Origin of the sequence: Streptomyces sp. NPDC047017 (genome assembly GCF_040644175.1) — a bacterium.
GTDB lineage: Bacteria > Actinomycetota > Actinomycetes > Streptomycetales > Streptomycetaceae > Streptomyces.
The window spans coordinates 331,207-350,607 of the sequence record NZ_JBEYVW010000005.1 but is presented as its reverse complement, the minus strand read 5'-3'; the positions used below and the strand labels follow the sequence as shown (position 1 = coordinate 350,607).

General features: G+C 74.1%; 16 protein-coding genes and 1 pseudogene. 9 read left to right on the top strand and 8 right to left on the bottom strand.

Annotated elements, in window-relative coordinates:
* Positions 1 to 3: 3 nt before the first annotated feature.
* From ABZ858_RS11355 to ABZ858_RS11345, 3 genes are all read right to left on the bottom strand, one after another.
* Complete coding sequence (locus ABZ858_RS11355; RefSeq protein ID WP_361375104.1) at positions 4 to 2,151, bottom strand: EAL domain-containing protein; 2,148 nt, start codon at positions 2,149 to 2,151, stop codon at positions 4 to 6.
* On the bottom strand, positions 2,148 to 2,960 hold the full coding sequence (locus ABZ858_RS11350; RefSeq protein ID WP_361375102.1) for an SAM-dependent methyltransferase: 813 nt from the start codon (positions 2,958 to 2,960) through the stop codon (positions 2,148 to 2,150). The genes ABZ858_RS11355 and ABZ858_RS11350 overlap by 4 nt, the downstream gene beginning before the upstream one ends.
* Before the next feature lie 243 nt (positions 2,961 to 3,203).
* Positions 3,204 to 4,163: an SCO0930 family lipoprotein gene (locus ABZ858_RS11345; protein ID WP_361375100.1), complete on the bottom strand. Its 960-nt coding sequence runs from the start codon at positions 4,161 to 4,163 to the stop codon at positions 3,204 to 3,206.
* Between the two features lie 802 nt (positions 4,164 to 4,965).
* Between ABZ858_RS11345 and ABZ858_RS11340 the strand changes: the two genes are divergently transcribed.
* From ABZ858_RS11340 to ABZ858_RS11330, 3 genes are all read left to right on the top strand, one after another.
* Positions 4,966 to 5,094: a hypothetical protein gene (locus tag ABZ858_RS11340; protein ID WP_361375098.1), complete on the top strand. Its 129-nt coding sequence runs from the start codon at positions 4,966 to 4,968 to the stop codon at positions 5,092 to 5,094.
* Positions 5,095 to 5,109: 15 nt separating this feature from the next.
* Entirely contained in the window at positions 5,110 to 5,874 is a 765-nt protein-coding gene (locus tag ABZ858_RS11335) for a DUF4239 domain-containing protein (protein ID WP_361375096.1), read from the top strand.
* 259 nt (positions 5,875 to 6,133) lie between these two features.
* The gene (locus ABZ858_RS11330; protein ID WP_361375094.1) at positions 6,134 to 6,583 is read left to right on the top strand and encodes a hypothetical protein; all 450 of its coding nucleotides are present in this window, start codon (positions 6,134 to 6,136) and stop codon (positions 6,581 to 6,583) included.
* 248 nt (positions 6,584 to 6,831) lie between these two features.
* On the opposite strand, the gene ABZ858_RS11325 is transcribed toward ABZ858_RS11330, so the two are convergent.
* Entirely contained in the window at positions 6,832 to 7,797 is a 966-nt protein-coding gene (locus ABZ858_RS11325; protein ID WP_361375092.1) for a hypothetical protein, read from the bottom strand.
* Positions 7,798 to 8,141: 344 nt separating this feature from the next.
* Here ABZ858_RS11325 and ABZ858_RS11320 point away from each other — a divergent pair, with 344 nt between their 5' ends.
* On the top strand, positions 8,142 to 8,843 hold the full coding sequence (locus ABZ858_RS11320) for a class F sortase (RefSeq protein WP_361375090.1): 702 nt from the start codon (positions 8,142 to 8,144) through the stop codon (positions 8,841 to 8,843).
* A 54-nt stretch (positions 8,844 to 8,897) separates the two neighbouring features.
* On the opposite strand, the gene ABZ858_RS11315 is transcribed toward ABZ858_RS11320, so the two are convergent.
* Together ABZ858_RS11315 and lysX are read right to left on the bottom strand one after the other, a co-directional pair.
* Positions 8,898 to 9,743, bottom strand: a complete 846-nt coding sequence (locus ABZ858_RS11315) for a polysaccharide deacetylase family protein (protein WP_361375088.1) — start codon at positions 9,741 to 9,743, stop codon at positions 8,898 to 8,900.
* An 89-nt stretch (positions 9,744 to 9,832) separates the two neighbouring features.
* Positions 9,833 to 13,099: a bifunctional lysylphosphatidylglycerol synthetase/lysine--tRNA ligase LysX gene (lysX, locus tag ABZ858_RS11310; RefSeq protein ID WP_361375086.1), complete on the bottom strand. Its 3,267-nt coding sequence runs from the start codon at positions 13,097 to 13,099 to the stop codon at positions 9,833 to 9,835.
* A 90-nt stretch (positions 13,100 to 13,189) separates the two neighbouring features.
* Here lysX and ABZ858_RS11305 point away from each other — a divergent pair, with 90 nt between their 5' ends.
* Positions 13,190 to 13,669 carry a universal stress protein gene (locus ABZ858_RS11305; RefSeq protein WP_361375084.1) on the top strand — a complete coding sequence of 160 codons (480 nt, stop codon included), beginning with the start codon at positions 13,190 to 13,192 and terminating at the stop codon, positions 13,667 to 13,669.
* Positions 13,670 to 13,799: 130 nt separating this feature from the next.
* Complete coding sequence (locus ABZ858_RS11300) at positions 13,800 to 15,227, top strand: amino acid permease (RefSeq protein WP_361375082.1); 1,428 nt, start codon at positions 13,800 to 13,802, stop codon at positions 15,225 to 15,227.
* Positions 15,228 to 15,355: 128 nt separating this feature from the next.
* On the opposite strand, the gene ABZ858_RS11295 is transcribed toward ABZ858_RS11300, so the two are convergent.
* On the bottom strand, positions 15,356 to 16,525 hold the full coding sequence (locus ABZ858_RS11295) for a CapA family protein (protein ID WP_361375080.1): 1,170 nt from the start codon (positions 16,523 to 16,525) through the stop codon (positions 15,356 to 15,358).
* Between the two features lie 261 nt (positions 16,526 to 16,786).
* Between ABZ858_RS11295 and ABZ858_RS11290 the strand changes: the two are divergent.
* The 3 genes and pseudogenes from ABZ858_RS11290 to ABZ858_RS11280 form a co-directional block, all read left to right on the top strand.
* Positions 16,787 to 16,993, top strand: a pseudogene (locus tag ABZ858_RS11290) (sigma factor-like helix-turn-helix DNA-binding protein); the annotation flags it as partial.
* 146 nt (positions 16,994 to 17,139) lie between these two features.
* On the top strand, positions 17,140 to 17,649 hold the full coding sequence (locus tag ABZ858_RS11285; protein WP_361375078.1) for a hypothetical protein: 510 nt from the start codon (positions 17,140 to 17,142) through the stop codon (positions 17,647 to 17,649).
* A 167-nt stretch (positions 17,650 to 17,816) separates the two neighbouring features.
* On the top strand, positions 17,817 to 18,467 hold the full coding sequence (locus ABZ858_RS11280) for a zf-HC2 domain-containing protein (RefSeq protein ID WP_361375076.1): 651 nt from the start codon (positions 17,817 to 17,819) through the stop codon (positions 18,465 to 18,467).
* Positions 18,468 to 18,487: 20 nt separating this feature from the next.
* Here ABZ858_RS11280 and ABZ858_RS11275 read toward each other — a convergent pair whose 3' ends face one another.
* Positions 18,488 to 19,351 (bottom strand): DNA-formamidopyrimidine glycosylase family protein, encoded by an 864-nt coding sequence (locus tag ABZ858_RS11275; protein ID WP_361375074.1) that lies wholly within the window; start codon positions 19,349 to 19,351, stop codon positions 18,488 to 18,490.
* Positions 19,352 to 19,401: the final 50 nt, after the last annotated feature.

Here is a 19,401-nt window from a genome sequence, read left to right as displayed (position 1 = left end):
GGCTCAGCCCGTCGCGTCCGCCAGGGCCAGTTCGTGCAGGCGGTCCGGCGGGCCCGGGCGGGCGTAGTACCAGCCCTGGGCCGTGTCGCAGCCCAGTATGCGCAGTTGCTCGGCCTGGGCGCCGGTCTCCACGCCCTCCACGGTGACCGCGAGGTCCAGGCTGTGGGCGAGCGCCACGATCCCCTCGACGATCTTGAGGTCGACGGGATCGGCGGGGAACTGCTGCATGCCCTGGGTGAAGGAGCGGTCCAGCTTGAGCACGCTCACCGGCAGCCGGCGCAGGTTGGCCAGGTTGGAGTAGCCGGTGCCGAAGTCGTCCAGGGCGATGTCCACGCCCATCTCGGCCAGCCTGCGCAGCGGTTTGAGCAGGTCGTCGTCCGCGCCGATCAGCGCCGACTCGGTCACCTCCAGGCACAGCGCGTCGGGCGCCACGCCCGTGCGCTCCAGGATCTCCACGGTGTCCTGGACGAGCCCGGGATGGCCCAGCTGGCACGGCGACAGGTTGACGTTGATGCGCAACGGGCCCTCGGTGCCGTCCCCGTCCCCGTACCGCTCGCGCCACTCGCGGGCCTGGCGCACCGACTGCTCCATCACCCAGCGGCCCAGCGGGACGATCAGCCCGGTGTGCTCGGCGAGCGGGATGAACCGGTCGGGGCCGAGGACGCCGTGCTGCGGGTGCAGCCAGCGCACCAGCGCCTCGGCACCGCGCACACTGCCGTCGCCGAGGCGCACCAGCGGCTGGTACTCGATGAAGAACTCGCCCCGGTCCAGCGCGGTGGGCAGCGCGGTGGTGAGGCCGTGCCGGGTGATGGCGCGGGCGTCGGCCTCCGGGTCGGCCAGTTCGAAGCGGTTGCCGCCGGCCGACTTCGCCCGGTACATGGTGATGTCGGCGCTGCGCAGCACCTCCGCGGCGCTGCGCTCGCCCACCGGGCCCTCGACGACGCCGATGCTGCCGCGCACGGTCAGTTCGCGGCCGTCGATACGGATTGGGGCGAGCAGCGCGTTCATGATGCGGGAGGCGAGTTCGTCGACCTCGCGCTCGGTGTCGGGCCCGGTGGTCAGCGCGACGAACTCGTCGCCGCCGAGCCGGGCGACCATCTCGCCGGGCGCGGTCGCGCAGGACTGGAGCCGGTCGGCGACCTCCACGAGCAGCCGGTCGCCGGCCGCGTGCCCGAGGCTGTCGTTGATGGTCTTGAAGCCGTCCAGGTCGAGGTAGCACAGGCCGAAGCGGCGGCCCTCGCCCGCGCTGAGCGTCTTTTCCAGCCGTTCGAAGAAGAGGGTGCGGTTGGGCAGGCCGGTGAGCGCGTCGTGGGTGGCCTCGTAGCGCAGGCGGAGGTTGAGCAGCCGCCGCTCGGTGGTGTCCTCCATCAGGGCCAGCTGGTACTGGGGGTTGTTGTCGGCGTCGCGGAGCAGGGAGACCGTCAGGTTGGTCCACAGCACGGTGCCGTCGGGGCGGTAGAAGGCCTTCTCCACGTGGTAGTGCTCGCGCTCGCCGCGCACCAGCTCGTCGTAGAGCCGCCAGATCTGCGGGGCGTCCTCGGCGTGCGTCCACTCGCGTACGCTGCGCCCGCGCAGGATCTGCTCGGAGCCGCCGAACATGCGGGTGAGCGCGCCGTTGACCTGGAGGACGTTGCCCTCCAGGTCGGCGATGCCGATACCTATGGCCGCGCCTTCGAACACCGCCCGGAACCGGGCCTCGCTGGCGTGCAGCGCCTGCGCGACCACGCCCTGGGCGCGCAACGCGGCCTGGGCGATGGCCTCTTGCTCGGTGAGGGTGCGCTCGCGCAGCGCCCGCGCGAACCCGGCGGCCATCGCGTGCTGGAGCCGCGCGGAGCGGGCCCGCAGATCCTCCTGGTCGCCGTTCTCGCCGCAGTAGAGCACGAGGTAGGCGTCGACGCAGTCCAGGGAGCGGCTCAGTGCCTCGGGGGCGGTGCAGTGGGCGTCCACCAGCGCGGCGCCGACCGCCTCGCCCTCGGCGGCGTCGAAGGCCCGGGCGCGCAGCGCCCCGCTCAGCCGGCGGGCGAGCGGCAGCAGCCGTTCCTCGAACTCCGGGCGGGTCAGCGAGGTGGAGGTCACCGGGAAGACCGCCCGGCTCCAGATCGTCGTCAGCCGGCGCAGTCTGTCCTCCGGCCCGTCCGGTTGCGTGATCACGCCGTACGCCCCACGCCGGCGAAACCGGAGAAGGCGTAAGGGTCCTCGTCCTCCGGTGCCGTCTCCGGCCGCCAGCGCGGCATCGGCACCAGTCCGGGTTCCACCATGTCGTACCCCTCGAAGAACCGCGCGATCTCGTCGCGCGAGCGCATGATCAGCGGATTGCGGATGCCCTTGTATACGTCGACCGCGCCCTCGCTCCGCTCCGGCGGCAGCGGGATTCCCTCGTACGAGGCATGGGTGAGGATCAGCAGGCTGCCGGGCGCGAGCGCGTCGCGCAGCTCGGCGACCGCGGTGTACGGGTCGTCCGTGTCTTCCACGAAGTGAAGTATGGCAACGAGAAGCAGCGCGACCGGCCGATTCAGGTCGATGAGCCGTTGTACCTGGGGGCTCGCGAGGATCTCCCGGGGCTTGCGCAGATCGGCCGCGACCACCTCCGCGTCCGCGTGGTGCGCCAGGACGGCCTGGCTGTGGGCGACGGCGACCGGGTCGTGGTCGACGTACACCACCCGGCTGCCGGGGTGTGCGGCCTGGGCGATCTCGTGGACGTTGCCGAAGGTGGGGATGCCGGAACCGATGTCCAGGAACTGGGTGACGCCCTCGTCCAGCGCGAAACGCACGGCACGGCGCATGAACGCCCGGTTGGCCTGCATGATCTTGGGCAGTCCCGGCAGGAACTCCATGGCCCTGCGCGCGGCTTCCCGGTCGGTCTCGAAGTTGTGCGAACCGCCCAGGTAGTAGTCGTAGATGCGAGCGACGCTCGGCACCGAGATGTCGATGCTGCGGGGGGCCCAGGCGGGACGCTCCATCTTCTCTCCACAACGTAGGCGATCCGGTGTTCGAGCAGAGGCTACTGATCGCCCGCCGAAGGGGCGAGCGGAACCGGAAATTGACCATCCGTTCCCGGTCACCACCTGCGCGCACGTGCCCGGCCGGTACCCGCATCACGGAAGTTTTCCCCGATGTTCGGACATGGTGGCACGCGCCGGACCGCCCCCTCCGCGCGGCGCGGAGGGGGCGGTCCGGTTTCCCGAGGGGGGTCTACGGGGGTGCTACTTGGGCGCGCCCACCGGCTTGCCCTCGGGGGACACGGCGTACCAGGTGCCGCCGACGCCCTGGCCGTGCAGGTCTCCGGGCACCCGGTCCCCGGAATAGGTGTAGACCGGCCAGCAGTTGACGGTCAGCTGCCGGACGCCGTCGGGCCGGGTGAAGCCCATCAGGCCCTTCTTCACCACGCCCTTGGTGTCGTCCGGGGAGACGGGGGCGACGGCCGGCCACTTCTCCAGGCAGGCGCCGGTGCAGGCCGAGACGGACTTGGGCCACGCCTTGTCCTTGAGGAAGCGGTAGACCGTCATGCCGTTGCGGTCGACGACGATGTCGCCGAGTTCGGTCTTCTTCACCGACAGGCCCGGCAGCTTCGCCGCCGCGGCCTTCTTCCCGTCGGGCGCCAGGGCGTACCACTTGCCGCCCACACCCTGGCCGCCCACCTGGCCGGCCTCGGTGTCCTTGGCGTAGCGGTAGGCGGGCCAGCCGGCGACGGTGAGCTGCTCGGTGCCGTCGGCGCGGGTGACCTTGCCCAGCAGCGCCTTGTCGATGCCGGCGCCGGCCGTGGCGTCGGCGGCGGGGACCGGCGGCCACGCCTTGGCGCAGTCGCCCTCGCAGTGCGACGCGGGGGGTTCGGCGGTGTCGTCGTCGAAGCGGTACAGGGTCATTCCGGCGCTGTCGGCCACCACCGCGCCGAGTTTCGCGTCGGTGGCGGCGGCCAGCCGGCCGGCGGGTCCGGCCGCGTCCGCGGGCGCCTTTTGGCCGTCGGCCCCGTAGCCGTTGCCGCCGCCCGCCGGATCGCTCCCCTGCCCGGTCCCGGTGCCCGCGCCGATCGCACCGGCCGGCGCGGTCGCGCCCACGTTCTGGCTGCCGGCCGCCGGGGCGCCGTCCTGACCGCACGCCGTCGTCAGCGCCAGCACGGCCGCGGCCGTCGCCATGAGTGAGGCGCTCCGCCAGGAGGTGTTCATCGTCGACTCCCCATGATGTGGAGGGACTTGCGGCGCCTTGTTGCGCCGCCGCCCGGCACTGGGTACGCGCGGCGCGGAGGGTCGCGTTCAATCGGGGCGCGGATTTCTTCCGCCCGGGGCGGTCCTCGCGCTCGGCGGGCGGTCCCGGTGCGCGCGGCGTGAAGCGGTCCCCATCTTGCCGTGAGGCGGTCCCCGTCTCGTACGTCTGTCCGTGCGCGCGTCCGTGCGGATCGGCGGCGCGGTGCCGGACGGCCGGTCAAACCTCCGACCGGCCGGTTTCCCCTCTTCGGACCAATCGCCGCCGCCGGTGGCGTGACCGGTGCCGCCGGGGATCATGCTCTCGGTCGTGCATCGACCGAATCCGACCCGACGAGCCCTGGCCGTGCGGGTGTTGGCGCCGGTGACCGTGGCCTGGGCGTGCGTCGGCGTACCGGCGGCACCGGCCGTGGCCGACGCCTGCGCGTACGCCTCCACGGGCCCGGGCGGAACGGTGGCGGTGGCGGTGGCCGGCGGCTCCTGGCCACCGTTCCCCCCGTGCCCCGTGCCCCCGCCGCCCTGCCCGAGCCCCACGCCCACCCCGACGCCCACCCCCACTCCCCCGCCCACGCCGACCCCCACACCCACCCCCACACCCCGGCCGACACCGCCGCCGAGGCCGCGCCCCACACCGCCGCCCGCGCCCCCGCCGCCCACCCGGCGGGCCCCCGCGGCCCCGGTGACGCACCCGGCTCCGCCGCCACCGCCGCCCGCCCCGGCGCCGGAACCGGCCCCCAAGCCCCGCCCCCGCCCGCCGGTGAAACCGGTGGCCTACCCGCACTACCGCATCCAGCCGCACCGGCAGCCGCCCCGGCACGCCCCGTCCCCCCTCACCTACGTCCTGCTGATCGCGGTCCCGGCGCTGGCCGCCGTCGCCGCGTTCCGCCCGCGATGACCCCCGGAGGAACCGTTGTCGGAATGGCTTGTTCTCGTCCTCGCGATGCTCGCCGCCTGTGTCGTGGTCATCCTCATCACCCTCGTACGGCACCGCACCGCGGCCGAGGACGAGGACCCCAGTGAGACCCCGGACGTCATCGAGTACATGACGATGTGGATCGGCGTGGTGTACGCCATCGTGCTGGGGCTGGCCATCGCGGGCGTCTGGGAGGCCCGCGTCGGCGCCCAGGACCACGTGCAGGCGGAGGCCCAGGCGCTGCACGAGATCTCCGAGCGCGTACGGATCTACCCGCCCGAGGAGCGGGACCGTGTGCGCGCCGATGTCAACGCCTATGTCGGACACGTCGTCACCACCGAGTGGAAGACGATGGTGGACCACGGCCATGTGACCCCGCGCGGCGACCAGCTGCTGGAGAAGATCCGCGCCGACGTCACCGACTACCAGCCGAAGTCGGACTTCGAGGCGCAGGCGTACCAGCCGCTCGTGGATCAGGTGGCCGCCGCCGACCAGGCCCGGTCCGCACGTGCCGACTCCACCGGCGCGACGATGCCGGGGGTGGTGTGGTTCGGGCTGCTGTCGGGGGCCGCCATCACCGTCGGCATGGTGTTCGTGCTCCAGATCCGGCGCACCAGGAGGGAGCTGATCCTCGCCGGGTTGTTCTCCGCCCTCATCGCCTTCCTGCTCTTCCTGATCTGGGACTTCGACGCGCCCTACAGCCGGGGGGTGGCCGCGGCGACGCAGCCGTTCCTGGACCTGTTCCCGCACCTCACCGGCTGACGCGGGCTCAGCCGCACGGGGCACGGCGGGCCTGACGGCCGCTCACCGGCGGCCGACCCGGCCGGCGGCGGACCCGTACGGCCGCGCCGTCCCCCGGTCGCAGGAACGCCGTCCCCTGTGCGGCCCACACCGTTGCCCCGTTCGCCCGGGAGCGATCGCGCCGGAGTGCGGATCTTCCTAGCGTTTCGATCATCGAGGTGCATTTCCGGCACACGCGGAACAGGTCCGCGGCTGCTCCTCGGGGACCGGAGGAACCACCATGCGCGTAATACGCGTCGTATCGGCCGCACTGCTGGGCCTCGGCGCCCTCACCCTCTCCGCGCCCGCCGCGGTCGCGAGCGGCGGTGACGGCCACTCCTACGGCAGCGGCAGCAGCCACTCCTACGGTGGTGGCGGTGGCGGTGGCGGCGACAGCCGTTCCGACGACGGCGGTGGCCGGGACTCCGACCGCTCCGGCGGGGGCGGCGGAGGCGACCGCGGCGGCGACCGCTCCGAGGACGGCGGCGGCGACGAGGGCGGCCGCGGCGGCCAGGACGGCGGCGGCAAGCCGGAGCACTTCCGGCACGGTGTCCGCGCCGGCGAGGGCGGTACCATCGCCGGCTTCGACCTGAAGGAGGTCGGCATGGGCACCGCGCTCATCGCGGGCTCGGTCGGCGCGGCGTACTACCTCTCGCGCCGCCGCACCGGCGAGGAGGGCGCCACCGCCTGACGGCCCGCCCGCGGAGAGAAGCAGAGAGAACAGGCCCTCGCCCCGGACCCGCACGGTCCGGGGCGAGGGCCTGACCGCGTGCGCGCCCGCGCCCCAGACCCGGGTGACGCAGCGGCAGAAGCCACGATCGGCGGGACGACGGGGGACCCGGCCTCCGTGCGGACCGGAGGCCGGGTCCCTCACCGCGGGTTCCTGGTTCCTGTTCGGTGGTCCCGTCCGTGTACCGCGGGTACTCCGTGTACGCGGTGTCAGAAACGCTTCTCGGGACGGCGGCGCAGCCAGAACGCCCCGCCCCCGAGGACGCCCGCGGCGACCAGCCCGCCGCCGACGGCCATGTCCGCCTTGGTGGCGCCCGTGACGGTGCTGCCGCCGAGACCGCCGCGGACACCGCCGACCACGGTGAACGCCTCCGGCCGGGCCAGCGTACGGCCGCCGCAGTCGACCAGGATGTCGTACGCCCCGGGGTGGGCGTCCGGGTGGATCGTCGCGTAGCCACGCGCGGTCAGGCCGGGGCCGCCCACCGGGCGCAGCGCTGTCGTCGCGAACGCGCGGGACGCCGCGATGCCACCGCGCGGGCAGCCCTCGACCGTGATGGTCAGCCGTCCGCCGCGGGCGATCGCGTCGGGCACGGCCCGGATGGCGCGGACCCCGCCCGCACCGCCGCCGAAGTCGTCGCCCCGGCCGTGGCCCTCCCCGCCGAAACCGCCGCCGCCGTTGTCGAAGCCGCCTTCGCCGAAGCCGCCCTCCTGGCCGTGCCCGCGGCCGCGGCCCGCACCGCCGTCCCGGCCGCCGCCGAATCCGCCCTCGCGTCCGTGCCCGTGGCCCGCCCCGCCACCGGCCCGGCCGTTGCCGAAGCCGCCGCCGGGCTGCCCACCGCCCGGGCCGACGCCCTGGCCCGCCCCCGGGCCGCCGATCTGGCCGCCGCCGGGTCCGACACCCTGCCCGGCTCCCGGGCCGACGCCCTGCCCCGCCCCGGGACCGACGATCTGCCCGCCGCCGGGGACGACGATCTGGCCGCCGCCGGGAGCGACGCCCTGGCCGGCTCCCGGAGCGACGCCCTGCCCGTTGCCGAGACCGCCGATCTGCCCGGTGCCGGGGGCGACGTCCCAGCCGCCCGTGGCGTCACCGCCCTTGGCGACCGCCGCCGGGGCGGCGAGCCCGACGGCGGCGACGGCGGCGACCAGCACCGCCATGGGGGTACGAGTAGTGCGCATGTGTTCCTCCGCGGAAGGCACCCCGGGGACCCGTACCCGGTCGTTCGGCGAGAAAGCGCCTCCCGGGAACGACCCTCGGACGCCCTGTTCACCGGCGCATTTCGAAGCTGGTCCGACCCGGTGAGCCAACCGGCGGGGGCTTTTCACCCCGTTGATCAACAGCGTCAGGTCACGGGTCGTCATAAAGCGCTCGTAAAGCCCCCGTACGGCGCGACCCGTATGGACCACCCCATACGGTCCCGCCACCCGTTCGCTTTCGTCCCGTCGCCGGTTCCGCACGCGGGACTTAGCGTGCTCGTATGCGCGAATGACCGGGCGAGGGCCGCGTCGAGAGGGGATGGCGAATGTCTGCGAGCGAGCTGTCCGGACGGACGGACGAGGAGCGGGAGCCGCGGAGGAAACGTGCCCCGTGGGGCGTGATAGCGCTGGTCCTGCTCGCCGGGCTCGCCCTCATCCGGAACGGGTCCGGAGAGTTCGACTCCGGTCCGCCGCAGCCCGCGAAGGCCGCCGCGCCGGACGTCACCCACGCCCCGGCCGGCGCGGACCCCACGCCGTCCGAGCAGGCGGAGGCGGAGGGAGTGCAGCCGCTGGAGCGCTCGGTGCCCGACCGGGTCAGGATTCCCGTCATCCAGGTGGACGCGCCCGTGACCCAGGTCGGCGTCGACCCGGACGGCTGGGTCGCCGCGCCGCCGCCGGACGACCCGAACCTGGCCGGCTGGTTCGACGGCGCGGTCACACCCGGCGAGAAGGGCACCGCCGTCGTCGTGGGCCATGTGGACAACAAAATGGGCCCGGCGGTGTTCTACGGACTCGGCGCCCTCAAGAAAGGCAATCACGTCGAGGTCGACCGGCAGGACGGAAAGACCGCCGTGTTCGAGGTGTACGGCGTGGAGGTTTTCGAGAAATCCGATTTCCCCGGCGACCGGGTGTACGGCTCGAAAGGCACACCGGAACTCCGGCTCATCACCTGCGGCGGTGATTACACCAAGCAGAGCGGATATCAGGGGAACGTCGTCGTCTTCGCCCGCCTGGTCGAGGTGCGCTGAGCGGGTCGCCGAGCGCGCTCGCCCAGCGCCCCGGCCGGGCGGGCCCGGGCCGCGTCAGGTGTACTTCCGGCGCGGCACGGTGAAGTGGAAGCCCCGGTCCAGCAGCTTGGGCAGATAGGTGCGCAGCGCTTGCACGGTCTGCGAGCGGTCGCCCCCGGCGTCGTGGTGGAGCACCACGACGCCGGGGGCGGCGCCGCGTTCGACACGGCGGATGACGGTGCTGGTGCCGGGCGTGGTCCAGTCCAGGCTGTCCACGGTCCAGGCCAGCGGTTCCATGCCCAGCTCCGCGTTGAGCTGGAAGACCGTGCGGTTCCAGGCGCCGTAGGGGGCGCGGAACCACAGGGGCCGCTCGCCGTACGCCTTCTCGATGATCTCGCTGGTGCTCTCGATCTCGTCGCGGATCTCGCCGCGCTTGAGCTTGGTCAGCAGCGGATGGGTCCAGGTGTGGTTGCCGACGACGTGTCCCTCGTCGGCCATCCGCGCCAGCAGGTCCCGGTTCCAGTCGGCCATCTCCCCGCACACCATGAAGGTGGCCCGGACGTCGTACTGGGCGAGGGTGTCCAGGATGTGCGGGGTGTAGTCGGGGTTGGGGCCGTCGTCGAAGGTGAGCAGCATGGTGTTGCCGCGGCCGGAGAAGTGCAGGATCGGTGCCGTGCGCACCTTGAGCGCGGCCGGCTGGGCGGCCTGCGGGACGTCGCCGGTGAGCGGGCGCAGCCGGTAGGCGGAGGGCTTGAGGGCGCTGCGCGCCTGGGGTCCCGCGGCGGGAGCGGCGGGCCGTGCCGGGGTGGTGGCGGAACCGGAGAGCAGCAGGCCGGCCGTGCCGGCCGCGCCCGCGGCCCCGAGCGCGGCCGCCCCGGCGAGCAACGCCCGGCGCCGCGTGAGCAACTGATCCTTCTGCATGACTCATCAGTGACCGCGGGGCCACTCCCGCACCGGTACGGCGGCACGAAAACACCCGCCCGGCTCAGTGCCCCGGCCGTACGCCGTCGTCAGCGGTGGCGCACCAGCGGGAAGGGCAGCGTCTCGCGGATGGTCAGGCCGGTGAGGAACATGACGAGCCGGTCGACGCCGATGCCGAGTCCGCCGGTGGGCGGCATGGCGTATTCGAGGGCGTCGAGGAAGTCCTCGTCCAGTTCCATCGCCTCCGCGTCGCCGCCGGCGGCCAGCAGGGACTGGGCGGTGAGGCGGCGGCGCTGCTCGACGGGGTCGGTCAGCTCGGAGTAGGCGGTGCCGAGTTCGGTGCCGAAGGCGACGAGATCCCAGCGTTCGGCGAGCCGGGGGTCGGTGCGGTGCTGCCGGGTGAGCGGGGAGACCTCGGTGGGGAAGTCCTTGTAGAAGGTGGGCAGTCGGGTGTGCTCCTCCACCAGTCGTTCGTACATCTCCAGGACCACCTCGGCGGGGCCGTCGTCGGCCGTGTAGGGGACGCCGGCGCGGTCGCAGAGGCGGCGCAGTGCGGGCAGGGCGGTGCCGGGGCCGATCTCCTCGCCGAGCGCCTCGGAGAGCGCGCCGTGCACGGTCTTGACCGGCCAGGTCCCGGAGATGTCGTACGCCGTGCCGTCCTGGTGGGCGACCGGGCGGCCGAAGGCGGCGGTGGCGGCGTTCTGGATCAGTTCGCGGGTGAGGTCGAGCATCACGTCGTAGTCGGCGTACGCCTGGTACGCCTCCAGCATCGTGAACTCGGGGTTGTGCTTGCGGGAGACGCCCTCGTTGCGGAAGGTGCGGCCCAGCTCGAAGACCTTCTCCAGGCCGCCGACGCACAGCCGTTTCAGGTACAGCTCGGGGGCGATGCGCAGGTACAGGTCGAGGTCGTAGGCGTTGATGTGGGTGGTGAAGGGGCGGGCGTTGGCGCCGCCGTGGATCTGCTGGAGCATGGGCGTCTCGACCTCCAGGTAGCCGCGGTCCAGCAGGCCCTGGCGCAGGGCCTGCACGGCGGTGGAGCGGACGCGGACGACGGCGCGGGCCTCGGGGCGCACGGCCAGGTCGAGGTAGCGCGTGCGGACCCTGGCCTCGGGGTCTCCCTTGGCGGTGTGCGGGTGGGCGCCCGGGAGCGGGCGCAGGCATTTGCCGAGCAGCCGCCAGGAGGTGACGAAGACGGTGGGTTCGCCGCGGTCGCTGCGGCCGGTGCGGCCGGTGGCGGTGAGGTGGTCGCCGAGGTCGGTGTCGGCGGTGAAGCGGTCCAGGGCGTCCTGGCCTGTGCCGTCGCGGGTGAGGGCGAGCTGGTGGTCGCCGGACCAGTCGCGCAGCACGGCGAAGACGATGCCGCCGAGGTCGCGTACGAACAGGAGCCGTCCGGCGACCGTGACCGCTTCGCCCTCGGGCGCGCGGCGGGCCTGGGCGAGGGTGTGGGTGCGGTCCTGGACGCCGACCGGGTAGGGGTCGGTGCCGGTGGCGCGCAGCCGCTCCAGCCGGGCGCGGCGGACGCGGACCTGTTCGGGCAGCCGGTCCGGGGGGCCTGCCGTCCCGGCCTGTTCCGCGCCGCCGAGTCCGGGGGCGGTCAGCGGGGGCAGGTGCTCGGTGGTGGCCGGGCGGGGTCCTGGCCGGGTGTGGCCCTTGCCCCAGAGGGTGCGCAGCGAGGGGACGGAGACGAAGCCCTCGGCGATGCCGGAGGCGATGCCGATGCGGGCGAGGGAGGCGGTCTCGCCGTAGCAGATGTAGCGCGGGTACCACTCGGGGTGGTATTTCGCGTTGGCCCGGTACAGGGCCTCCAGTTGCCACCAGCGGGACAGGAACAGCAGCAGCCGGCGCCACAGGCGCAGCACCGGTCCGGCGCCGATGCGGGCGCCCTCCTCGAAGACGGAGCGGAAGACGGCGAAGTTCAGGGAGACGCGGCGCACGCCGAGGCGCGGGGCGGCCGCGCACAGTTCGGCGACCATGAACTCCATGACGCCGTTGGGCGCGGTGCGGTCGCGGCGCATCAGGTCCAGGGAGACGCCGTCGCGGCCCCAGGGCACGAAGGACAGCAGGGCGAGCAGCCGGCCGTCGGCGCCCAGCGCCTCCACCAGGAGGCAGTCGCCGTCGGCGGGGTCGCCGAGGCGGTCCAGGGCCATGGAGAAGCCGCGTTCGGTCTCGGTGTCGCGCCAGGCGTCCGCCTTGTCGATCACCGCTTCCATCTCCTCGTCGGTGAGGGTGGCGTGGCGGCGGACCCGGCAGGTGGCGCCGGTGCGGCGGACCCGGCGCACGGCCTGCCGTGTGACGCGCATGTCCCGCCCGTCCAGGTCGAAGCCGGCCACCTGCACGATCGCCTCGTCCCCGAGCTGGAGGGCGCCGAGCCCGGCCCGCCCGTACGCCCGGGCGCCGTCCTCGGAGGCGCCCATCACGGCGGGCGTCCAGGCGTAGCGGCGGGCGGCGTCCAGCCAGGCGGCGATGGCGTGCGGCCAGGCCTCGCGGTCACCGACCGGGTCGCCGCTGGCCAGGCACACTCCGGCCTCGACGCGGTAGGTGACGGCGGCCTTGCCGCTGGGCGAGAACACGGCGGCCTTGTCGCGGCGGGTGGCGAAGTAGCCGAGCGAGTCGTCCTCGCCGTAGGCGGCGAGCAGGGCGCGCAGGCGGGCCTCCTCGTCGTCGTGCAGGGCCGCCTCCAGGCGCTGCGAGCGGAACAGCGTGGCGGCGGCGTTGAGCAGGGCGAGCGCGCCGAACAGGCCGAGGGCGAAGGTGACCGGGCGGGGCGGGCGGCCGTCGAAGTCGCGGGCGGAGACCAGGCCGCCCATGACCCGGTTGGCGGACCAGGCCAGGTGCAGGCCGTGCGGCAGGGTGCCCGGGGCGAGCGCGACCAGTCCCCAGCCCGCCAGCACGGCCACGGCGAGCCCGGCGACCAGGACGGCCAGGGCCCGCCACACGGCGCCGCGGCGGGAGGCGGCGTAGAACTCCCCGCGGGCGGCGACGAGCAGCAGCAGCGCGAGGCCGCACAGCACGAGGGAGGGCAGGGACTCGGCGTACTGGCCGAGCGCGAGGCCGAGGACGTCGCTGAGGAGCACCAGGCCCAGGTAGACGACGACCAGCCACCAGGCGACCTTCTTGCGGGCGGCGGTGGCCGCGGCCAGCAGGAACAGGAAGGCGGCGTAGGCGAGGTTGGCGCTGACCGGGACGAGGAGCGCGTCGAGGAGGCGGACGACGGGGCGCAGCAGGATGCGCAGCGGGGCGATCAGGTCGAGCAGGGCGCAGAGCAGGGCGAGCGCGCCGAAGAACACGGCGAAGCCCTGGGGCACCCCGCCGAGCAGGCCGCGGCCGGGCGGCCGGGCGGCGGGGGTGGCACTCATGGTTCCGACTGTAGGAACACCGGGCCCGGCGCGCCTGCCGGAGCGTCCCCGCGCGGCGGGCCCGGGCGGGGCTTCCGATAGCCTCGCAGGGTGACGGAACAGCACGAGGAGTACGAGCGGCAGGCGCCCCGGTTCGAACGGGGCACGGACGGTCCGAAGGTGATCGTGGCCGGGGTGGACGGGTCCGATTCCTCGATGCGGGCCGCCGCCTACGCGGCCGGCCTGTCCCGGCGGCAGGGCGCGCTGCTGGCCCTCGTGTACGTGCAGCCGGTGATGTCGGCGGGGGTGGCGCTCGGCGCGCCGGTGGCCGAGACGACCGACGAGATCGCCGAGGAGCTGGTCCAGCAGATCCGGGCGTCCGCCGAGCGGCTCAAGGGGATATTCGAGATCCGCTGGGAGTTCCACACCTTCCGCGGCGACCCGTACAACGGTCTGGTGCAGGCCGCGGACGAGCTGACGGCGGACGCGGTGGTGGTCGGCGCCTCCGAGCAGGCCGGCCACCGCATCGTCGGCTCGGTGGCGGTACGCCTGGTGAAGGCGGGAAGGTGGCCGGTGACGGTGGTGCCGTAGCCGGTGGTGCCGGGGCGCCGCGCCAGGACGCCGTGCCGGGTGAGCCGTGCGTGGCGTCTTCCGTACCCGGCGCGGGTGGACCATCATGATCCGCCGTCAGCCGATTGCCGTCTGCGAAGAGGTGAGGCGCATGGCCGGGCTCCGGATGGGCGAGGGCATCCTCCGCCGTAAACCGATCGAGCACATCGAGGAGACGGAGACCGGCGAGGGTCCCCGACTCGAACGTTCGCTCGGGCTGGTGCAGCTGACCGCGATCGGTGTGGGCGGCATCATCGGCGCGGGCATCTTCACGCTGGCCGGCACGGTGGCCAACGGCACGGCGGGCCCCGCGGTGCTCGTGTCGTTCCTCATCGCGGGCGTGGCCAGCGCCGCCGCCGCGCTGTCCTACGCCGAGTTCGCGGGCCTGATCCCGAAGGCGGGTTCCGCCTACACCTACGGGTACGCGGTGCTGGGCGAGTTCGCCGGCTGGTTCATCGGCTGGGACCTGCTCCTGGAGTACACGGCGATCGTGGCGGTGGTCGCCATCGGCATCTCCGGGTACTTCAGCTTCCTGGTCCAGGACATGGGGGCGCACCTGCCCGCCTGGATGCTGGGCGCGCCCGGCACCGGGCCGGGGCACAAGGTCGACCTGTTCGCGGCCGTCCTGTGCCTGCTGATCGCCTGGCTGCTGAACCTCGGCATCCGCAACGCGGCCCGGTTCGAGACCGTGGTGGTGGTGCTGAAGGTGGTCGTGGTGCTGGTGGTGGTCCTGGTCGGGGTCTTCCATATCGACAGCGCGAACTACCACCCGTTCTTCCCGTACGGGGTCGGCGGGGCGTTCACCGGCGCGGCCACCGTGTTCTTCGCGGTCTTCGGCTACGACGCCATGTCGACGGCGGCCGAGGAGTCCAAGGACGCGCAGCGGCACATGCCGAAGGCGATCATCTACTCGCTGGCGATCGCGATGGTGCTGTACGTGGCGGCCTGCCTGGTGCTGACCGGGATGCAGAAGTACACCGCCATCGACAAGGAGAGCGGCTTCGCGACCGCGTTCAAGTCGGTGGGGCTGAGCCGCCTCGCGGACGTGATCGCGGTGGGCGCGATCATCGGCATCCTCACGGTGATGTTCACGTTCATGCTGGGCGTGACCCGGGTGTGGTTCTCGATGTCCCGGGACGGGCTGCTGCCCCGGTGGTTCGCGAAGACCCACCCCACCCGGCACGTGCCGACGCGGGTGACGTGGATCGTCGGGGTGGCGTCGGCGGCCATCGCCGGGTTCCTGCCGATCGCCGAGGCGGCCGAGCTGACCAACATCGGCATCCTGCTGGCGTTCGTGGTGGTGTGCACGGCGGTGATCGTGCTGCGCTACCGGCAGCCGGACCTGCCGCGCACCTTCCGCACCCCGTGGATGCCGTTCGTACCGGCGCTGGGCGTGGTCTTCTCGATCTGGCTGATCACGTTCCTGCAGTGGCAGACGTGGGTGCGGTTCGTGGTGTGGTTCCTGATCGGGTGCGTGATCTATTTCGGGTACTCGTACAAGCGGTCGGCACTGGCGCCGGGCCGGCGCACCGAGCACTGACCGGGCCGTCCGCGGGCGCCACCGGACCGTAGGCGGCACGCCGACGTCCCCGTACGCGGGCGCCACCGGCCTCGTACGCGGACTCGGCCTCTCGGCCCTCACCGGCCCTCACCGGCCCTCACCGGCCCTCACCGGCCCATCGTGAGGCCGTCCTTCGCGGCGCCCCGGCCGAGTACCGCGTCGCTGATCCGGTCGCGTACGGAGGCCAGGTCGGCGCCCTGGTCGACGGCCTCGTTCACGTTCACCACCCGTCCGGCGTCCACGTCGAACATCTCGGGGACGAACTCGGCGCGGGTCACCTGCCAGCGTCCGCCCGGCCGGGCGGGCGGGGCGAAGGTGAAGCGGGCCAGGGTGCTCAGGTGGGCGCGCGGGTCGGGCGGCGCCTGGGCGTCGGCCGCCGGGTCGGCGATCTGGTCGCCGGTGCCGTAGATCACCCAGGTGCCGTTGACCTTCTCGTAGGGCTGCGGGACATGGGAGCGGGTGCCGACGATCAGGTCGATCGCGGGGCGGTCGCCGGTGCGCGCGGCGGTGAGGCGGCGCGCCAGGTCCAGTTGGCGCGGGCCGGGTGTGTCCTGCCACGCGTCGCCCCAGTCCAGGGAGACGACGACCACGTCCGCGCCCGCCTGCCGGGCGGCCCGGGCGTCGGCGAGGACCCGGTCGGCGTCGATCAGGCGCAGGGCCCACGGCTGCCCGGCGGGCACCGGCCGGTCGGAGCCGTCGCTGTAGGCGAGGTGGGCGACGCGGGCCCGGCCCGCGTTCAGCAGGGCGCCACGGGACTCGGACTCGGCGCGCGCCGACCCGGCGTGCCGCAGGCCGGCCCGGTCCAGGGCGTCCAGGGTGCGGTGGACGCCGTCGGCGCCGTCGTCCAGGGTGTGTTCGGAGGCGGTGGAGCAGCCGTCGTAGCCGGTCGCGGCGAGGCTGGGCACCAGCTCGGGCGGAACGGTGTACGGGGAGCCGCCGGTGCCGTCCGCGCTCTGCGCGGTGTCCAGGTGGCACAGGGCGAGGCCGGCGCGGGCGACGGTGGCCGCGACGCCCGACAGCATGGGCCGGAAGTCGTGGCCGGAGCCGTCCGCGTCGAAGGCGGCCCGCTCCAGGACCGGGCCGTCCGGCAGGATCCCGCCGGAGGCGAGCAGCGTGAACGCGCCGGCGGCCGGGGCGGCGGGCCGGGTGGCCGCGGGCGCCGGGTGCCCGGCGGCGGGGTGCCGCGGCTGCTCCAGGAGGACGGCGGCCCGGCCCGCGGCCCCGGCGGCGAGGAGGGCCGTCACGGCCAGGGCCACCCGGTGCCGGCGTGCGATCATCGGTTCACCTCACTGCGCTTGCGTGCCGGAGCGGCCCCGCGGACCGGCGAAGTCGTATGGACAGACAAATGGGTACGGAGTCGGCGGCTGTCGCAAACGACTTCGGTGCCGCTGTTAGCCCGTCCGGCGGGCCGCCGTGCGCGGGCCCTGTCCCCCGCGCGGCCCCTGCGATGCCATCCGGCCCTGCATGACGACCGGGAAACCGCCCTCACGCCCGCCCCGCCTGTCCCGCCCGTCCCGGCGGCGACCGGCAGCGCGCTCCGCGCGGCCCCCGAGGTGCGGCGGGCTGTGAAGACACTCACTCCGCACCACCGTGAAGTCCTGGTGCTGGTGCACTCCCAAGGGGCCGGTGTGGCGGAGACCGCGGAAGTCCGGGGCATATAGCCCGGTACCGTGAAGTCCCGCGCATACTACGCGCCGCGCGCCCCGCGCAAGGTGCTCGGGGAGTACGCGACCGACCTGCGGTGAAACCGGGGACAGAGTCAAGCCTTCGCAAAGCGCCTTGCTGCGGGACCCTGTTGGGGCATCGGCTGTTCTCATCCGCGATCCGGATGAGCCCTGTTTCGGGAGCCGGGGTCGGGCGACGCGCACGCACCGGAGGAAGGCAGGAAGGGATGCTGCACAGAGGTGAAGAGGACACGGACGGCGGCGGTGGCCGGGCCGTCCCCATGGCCTGGTTCTACGCCGAGTACATCGCCGACGAGCTGCTGCGCACCGGCGACCTGATGCCGCCGGCGTCGGTGGAGTTCCGCGCCGGGCGGGACGCGCTGGCGCTGACCGTCTTCCTGGCCGACACCAGCGGCGAACTGCCGGGCATCCGGGTGGTCTCGCAGCTGGAGACCTGGCTGTCGCTGACGGCCTACGACCAGCCCTGGCAGGACTGGGTGGGCGAGCGGATGGCCCACCTCGCGGCCGACGCGCACGCCCGCGGCGTCCCCTCGCCGGACCTGGCGCTCGCCGAGGACGCCTGGCGCTGGCTGGTGGAGACCGAACTGCTCGCGCCCGACCTGGACGCGGTGCCGGGGCGCGCGGGCGCGCCGGGTGAGGACGAGGGGCCACAGGTGTGGACGCCCGCCTGGCAGCTCGGCCTGCCCCTGGGGCATCTCGCCATCCACCTCTTCTGACCACGTCCTCCGACACGGCTCCCGATTCCCGTACGGCCCCCGCGGGGGAGGCCGCGCGGGATCGGGCGCCTGGCTTGAATGATTCCGCGGCCGGGTGCGTACGGAGGGGTGCAAGCGGTCACCCCAAGCGGTCACCCCTCCCCCACGCATCGGCACGAGGATTCGGCATGAGGTCCCTGGAACGGCATCGCGACGCCGGCGCGTACGCGCTCGGCGTGCTGGACGCGGCGGACGCCTTCCGCTTCGAGGACCACCTCATGGCGTGCCCGCGCTGCTCGGTGCGCGTCACCGGGTTCGGGCCGACGGCACGGCAGTTGCTGCTGTACCGGCGGGCCACCCCGCCCGCCGTGCCCTGCGTGGCCCGGCCAGGGCCCCGGCTGCTGGAGCGGCTGGCCGGCGAGGTGGCGCGGCGGCGCCGGGTGGCGCGCCGGCGGCTGCTGTACGGGCTGGCCGCCGCCGTGGCGCTGGCGGTGGCCGGTCCGGCCGCCACGGTCTTCGCCGGGCACGCGGACGGCGCCGTGCGGGTCGCCGCGACCGACCCGAGGACCGGGGTGCGGGCCGAGGTGCGGGCCACGGACACGGACTGGGGCAGCGAGGTGCGGCTGCGGGTGCGCGACGGGGCCGGTCCCCGCTCCTGCCGGCTCGACGCGATCGGCCGGGACGGCTCGCGGGAGACGGTGGCCGGCTGGGCCGTCGCCGCGCACCACGGCGCGCCGCAGACCGTGACGGGCGGCGCCGCGCTGCACCCAGGGCAGATCGCCCGCTTCGAGGTGCGCACGGCGGACGGAGAGCCCCTGGTGACCCTCGACGCCCCCTGAGCGGCCGCCCGGGGCGGGCGCTACTTGAGCAGCCGGGACAGCCTGCGGTCGGCCAGCGGCTTGCCGCCCGTCTGGCAGGTCGGGCAGTACTGCAGCGAGGAATCGCTGAAGGACACCTCGCGGACGGTGTCGCCGCACACCGGGCAGGGCTCGCCCGTGCGGCCGTGCACCCGCAGGCCGCTCTTCTTCTCCGCCTTCAGCCGGCCGGCCGCGAGGCCCCGGGAGCGCTCGACCGCCTCGGTCAGGGTGGTGCGCAGCGCCCCGTACAGTCTTCGGGTCTCCTCGGGGGTCAGCGAGGCGGCCAGCTTGAACGGGGACATCTTCGCCGCGTGCAGGATCTCGTCGCTGTAGGCGTTGCCGACGCCCGCGATCAGGCTCTGGTCGCGCAGGGCGCCCTTGAGCTGCCGCCGCTCCCCCGCCAGCAGTGCGGCGAAGCGGTCCTCGTCGAAGGTGTCGGCCAGCGGGTCGGGGCCGAGGCGGGCCACGCCGGGCACCTCCTGCGGGTCCCGCACGACGTACACCGCGAGGCGCTTTTGCGTGCCGGCCTCGGTGAGGTCGAAGCCCGCGCCGTTCTCCAGGGCGACGCGCAGGGCGAGGGGACCCTTGCCGGGCCGGGGCGGGCCGTCGGGGAGGGGGTCCTTCCACTGGAGCCAGCCCGCCCGGGCCAGGTGGGTGACCAGATGCGGGCCGCCGCCGGTGGCCAGGTCCAGGAACTTGCCGTACCGGCGCACGGCGGTGATCTCCTGGCCCTCCAGGGCGGTGACGGGAGGGTCGTAGGTCTTCAGGACGCTGATCGCGACGGGCAGCACCCTGACCACTTCGTGACCGACGAGGTTCTCGGTCAGGAAGTCCTTGAGCGCTTCCACCTCGGGCAGTTCCGGCATTGGTTCCAGAGTGCCACCGGGCACTGACAACGCCACGCGGCCCGGCGGCC

Coding starts and splice junctions, on each gene's coding strand:
- ABZ858_RS11325 (WP_361375092.1), bottom strand. CDS start 7,797: ATGCGCACTACTCGTACCCCCATGGCGGTGCTGGTCGCCGCCGTCGCC.
- ABZ858_RS11280 (WP_361375076.1), top strand. CDS start 17,817: ATGAGGTCCCTGGAACGGCATCGCGACGCCGGCGCGTACGCGCTCGGC.
- ABZ858_RS11285 (WP_361375078.1), top strand. CDS start 17,140: ATGCTGCACAGAGGTGAAGAGGACACGGACGGCGGCGGTGGCCGGGCC.
- ABZ858_RS11350 (WP_361375102.1), bottom strand. CDS start 2,960: ATGGAGCGTCCCGCCTGGGCCCCCCGCAGCATCGACATCTCGGTGCCG.
- ABZ858_RS11295 (WP_361375080.1), bottom strand. CDS start 16,525: ATGATCGCACGCCGGCACCGGGTGGCCCTGGCCGTGACGGCCCTCCTC.
- ABZ858_RS11315 (WP_361375088.1), bottom strand. CDS start 9,743: ATGCAGAAGGATCAGTTGCTCACGCGGCGCCGGGCGTTGCTCGCCGGG.
- ABZ858_RS11300 (WP_361375082.1), top strand. CDS start 13,800: ATGGCCGGGCTCCGGATGGGCGAGGGCATCCTCCGCCGTAAACCGATC.
- ABZ858_RS11345 (WP_361375100.1), bottom strand. CDS start 4,163: ATGAACACCTCCTGGCGGAGCGCCTCACTCATGGCGACGGCCGCGGCC.
- ABZ858_RS11330 (WP_361375094.1), top strand. CDS start 6,134: ATGCGCGTAATACGCGTCGTATCGGCCGCACTGCTGGGCCTCGGCGCC.
- ABZ858_RS11320 (WP_361375090.1), top strand. CDS start 8,142: ATGTCTGCGAGCGAGCTGTCCGGACGGACGGACGAGGAGCGGGAGCCG.
- ABZ858_RS11275 (WP_361375074.1), bottom strand. CDS start 19,351: ATGCCGGAACTGCCCGAGGTGGAAGCGCTCAAGGACTTCCTGACCGAG.
- lysX (WP_361375086.1), bottom strand. CDS start 13,099: ATGAGTGCCACCCCCGCCGCCCGGCCGCCCGGCCGCGGCCTGCTCGGC.